Genomic DNA, 3,115 nt, shown 5'->3' with positions numbered 1-3,115 from the left:
TTTTCTTTTTCCATACCATAAGTTGGGGGCTTGTACCTTTTTCTTTCTGGTCAAGGTCAACCCACCAAAGTTCAAAAAGAAGGACAATCGCCAAACAGCACGGTTTAGAAAAGGTGGGTTTTCCATTAAAAATGAGAAAGTTTACCTTGCCAAAATTGGTTATATTAAAACCAAGTGGTCGCGTCCACTGCCATCTGAACCTAGCTCAGTAACGGTAATTAAAGACCGAGCAGGGCGTTATTTCTTGAGCTTTGTTGTAGAAATTCAACCCGAATTCAAGCCTGCTCAAAATCAAGCAGTAGGCATTGATTTAGGACTCAGAACTTTTGCTGCACTCTCTAATGGAGAGAAGGTATCCAGCCCAGATTATTCGTGCCTAGAGCGCAAGATTAGACGGTCACAGCGCAAGTTATCGCGTCGCCAAAAAAATTCAAAACGACGTGAGCGAATGCGTCTCAAGGTGGCGAGACTCAAAGCCAAGCTAAGAGACATACGCAAAAATTTCTTGCATAAGTTATCAACCAAAGTGGTAAACGAAAACCAAGTTATTGCTTTGGAAGACTTGAATGTGTCCGGAATGGTGAAAAATCGCTGTCTATCACGGGCAATAAGCACTGCGCTGGATGGCGAGAATTCAGGACAATGTGTCAAGCCAAATCAGACAAATTCGGGCGCGAGTTTGTTGTCATTAGTCGATGGGAACCAACCAGTCAAACTTGTTCTGATTGTGGCTACCAATGGGGCAAGCTTGATTTGTCTGTTAGAGAGATTGTCTGCGTGAACTGCGGCAATCACCACGACAGAGACGATAATGCTTCCAAAAATATAGAGAAAGTCGGGGTAGGGCATACCCACGACTCTAAACGGGCAGGGAGGGAGTGTAAGACCGAAGTTTCGGCAGTTCCCGCTGAGCTGTCAACCCATATTCAGTACGAGCAGTTAAAACTGTTCGACTGGTAGGAAATCACCGTCTCTTATAGGGCAGTGAGGATGTCAATAATTACTTGCTATTTAAAATGCGAAAGTTACGGGCTTGCTGTTCCAACCTGGCGGCGAGGCGATCGCAAACCCGGTTACACAATTCAAAAATCATCTCATCTTCCACCCGGTAGTAGGCACAAGTTCCTTCACTGCGGCGGCTGAGGATTCCTGCTTGCCACATTACCTTCAAATGTTTTGACACATTAGCCTGAGAAGTCTGTGTTGCCTCTACCAGTTCTTGCACACATTTTTCTTCATCCCGCAGCAAATGCAACAGCCGTAGGCGCATGGGTTCACTCAAGAGGCTGAAGTATTCAGCTACTTGTTGCACAACTTCTGGCGGTACAGGCAACGCTTGTTTCATCAGGTTAGATCCGTAAGGACTCAACTAAAAAGTTTATAACGAGGTATCGTTATATAGATTAATACTTAATCAGGGTTAATTCGCATCAAAGGCTGACCATATTCCACAGGTTCACCGTTTTGAACGAGAATTTCTATCACTTGTCCGGAGACTTCTGATTCGATTTCATTCATCAGTTTCATGGCTTCGATAATACATACTGTTTGACCGCTTCTGACGCGATCGCCCACTTCCACAAATGGTGATTCGCTAGGACCAGGAGCGCGATAAAACGTTCCCACCATTGGGGAAGGGATGTCAACGAATTTCTGTTCTATGAGTGAGGGAACAGTCAGTGGCGGTACACTCACGCTATTGCTGTCAAAAACGCGAGTTGGCGGGGTTTGGGTGACGGTTGGAGGCGGTCCCACCGCATACGCAGGTGGTGGAACTGGCGTCAGTTCCGAACCAACCGCGCCTAATGCCGCTTGAGGTGCTGACAAAATTTGATGAGTGCTGACCGCCTTACGAACCGTTAGCTCAAAATCGTCACTTTTGAGTGTGACTTCTGCTATATCAGTTTGTGCAATAGTTGTCAACAGTTGGCGGATTTCATTAAAGTCCAATGGCACAGCTTTTCTGACCTCATGCAATTAGGTAGTAGATAGACTTTATCCGTGAAGTGAATTTGCTCGTCAGGCAGGGATGTAAATCCCTGTTATAAATGAAAATAGGGATTTGCATCAAGAGGTGAGAAGAAAGTTACTCCCTGCCAAGGTATGTGTCGTTACGGGTGTCTATACGGATGCGTTCTCCTTGGGAAATAAACAGAGGAACCATGACCATTGCTCCTGTTTCTACAGTTGCAGGCTTGGAACCACCAGTTGCAGTATCACCCTTGACACCTGGATCTGTTTGCACAATTTCCAACACGACAGAGTTAGGCAGTTCTACTTCTAGAACTTGGTCGTCCCAGCGAACGACGTTGACTTCCATACCTTCTTTGAGGTATTTTACGCGCTCGCCAATCTGCGCTGCGCTCAATCTGCCTTCTTCGTAGGTTTCCATATCCATAAAGACGTATTCATCGCCTTCTTTATAGGTATGCTGCATCGTGCTTTTTTCCAGGTTGGCTTGCGGAACTGTTTCGCCGGCGCGGAACGTTCTTTCTACCACACTGCCACTTTGGGCATTTTTCAGTTTTGTGCGTACAAAAGCAGAGCCTTTACCTGGCTTGACGTGGAGGAATTCCACAACTCGCCACACAGACCCATCTAATACTATCGAGACACCAGGTCGAAAGTCGTTACTGGAGATCATGAAACTTTCAGAATTTGGAAGACAATCGGGATTTATTTTAACCCCCAATAGCAGTAATTAGTCATTCCTCATGAGTTATTAGTTATTAGTACTCACTCAAAAGTCAACACTCAAGAGCCAAAAATTATTCTCCTCGTCTGCTCTGGTGCTTCCACCTAAGCGTTTGATTGCAACACACTGCTAGCTGGTGCGGCTGAAAAAGATAGCAGCAATGATAATTAACCCTAAAAGCGCCAAAGGTACCCAGAGGTTAGGGATATCTGACAAACTCATAAAATTCAAAATAAAAATTAAAAATTATTTTATTTATATTCTGTAAGTACCTACAAAATACTACAACGAAACATCTAAACTGACTCACTCCAGAGTGCTGACACAAAAAAATATTTATTCTGACAGCTTGTTCAGAAATTTTCCTAATACCAATTCTTTATGAAGATGCATAGAATATTAAAAAACGAACCGCCAAGA

The 3,115-nt window shown here is 44.3% G+C and carries 4 protein-coding genes and 1 pseudogene; 2 read left to right on the top strand and 3 right to left on the bottom strand.

The genetic code is table 11. The annotated features are described in order from the left end of the window. Positions 1 to 22 precede the first annotated feature (22 nt). Together AACT52_RS10415 and AACT52_RS10410 are read left to right on the top strand one after the other, a co-directional pair. Positions 23 to 556, top strand: a pseudogene (locus tag AACT52_RS10415) (RNA-guided endonuclease InsQ/TnpB family protein); the annotation flags it as partial. 86 nt (positions 557 to 642) lie between these two features. Beyond that, entirely contained in the window at positions 643 to 960 is a 318-nt protein-coding gene (locus tag AACT52_RS10410; protein ID WP_233154267.1) for a transposase, read from the top strand. Positions 961 to 1,000: 40 nt separating this feature from the next. Here AACT52_RS10410 and AACT52_RS10405 read toward each other — a convergent pair whose 3' ends face one another. From AACT52_RS10405 to efp, 3 genes are all read right to left on the bottom strand, one after another. Next, positions 1,001 to 1,345 (bottom strand): ArsR/SmtB family transcription factor, encoded by a 345-nt coding sequence (locus tag AACT52_RS10405; RefSeq protein ID WP_041035432.1) that lies wholly within the window; start codon positions 1,343 to 1,345, stop codon positions 1,001 to 1,003. Positions 1,346 to 1,410: 65 nt separating this feature from the next. Next, entirely contained in the window at positions 1,411 to 1,956 is a 546-nt protein-coding gene (gene accB, locus AACT52_RS10400) for an acetyl-CoA carboxylase biotin carboxyl carrier protein (protein ID WP_073636627.1), read from the bottom strand. Positions 1,957 to 2,086: 130 nt separating this feature from the next. Beyond that, complete coding sequence (gene efp / locus AACT52_RS10395; protein ID WP_073636626.1) at positions 2,087 to 2,644, bottom strand: elongation factor P; 558 nt, start codon at positions 2,642 to 2,644, stop codon at positions 2,087 to 2,089. Positions 2,645 to 3,115: the final 471 nt, after the last annotated feature.

The sequence above is a fragment of the Scytonema sp. HK-05 genome, from assembly GCF_963872035.1.
Lineage (GTDB): Bacteria > Cyanobacteriota > Cyanobacteriia > Cyanobacteriales > Nostocaceae > Kalymmatonema.
Note: the sequence above shows the minus strand (reverse complement) of the source record. Positions and strands in the feature narration are given on the sequence as shown.

Coding starts and splice junctions, on each gene's coding strand:
- AACT52_RS10405 (WP_041035432.1), bottom strand. CDS start 1,345: ATGAAACAAGCGTTGCCTGTACCGCCAGAAGTTGTGCAACAAGTAGCT.
- AACT52_RS10410 (WP_233154267.1), top strand. CDS start 643: ATGTGTCAAGCCAAATCAGACAAATTCGGGCGCGAGTTTGTTGTCATT.
- efp (WP_073636626.1), bottom strand. CDS start 2,644: ATGATCTCCAGTAACGACTTTCGACCTGGTGTCTCGATAGTATTAGAT.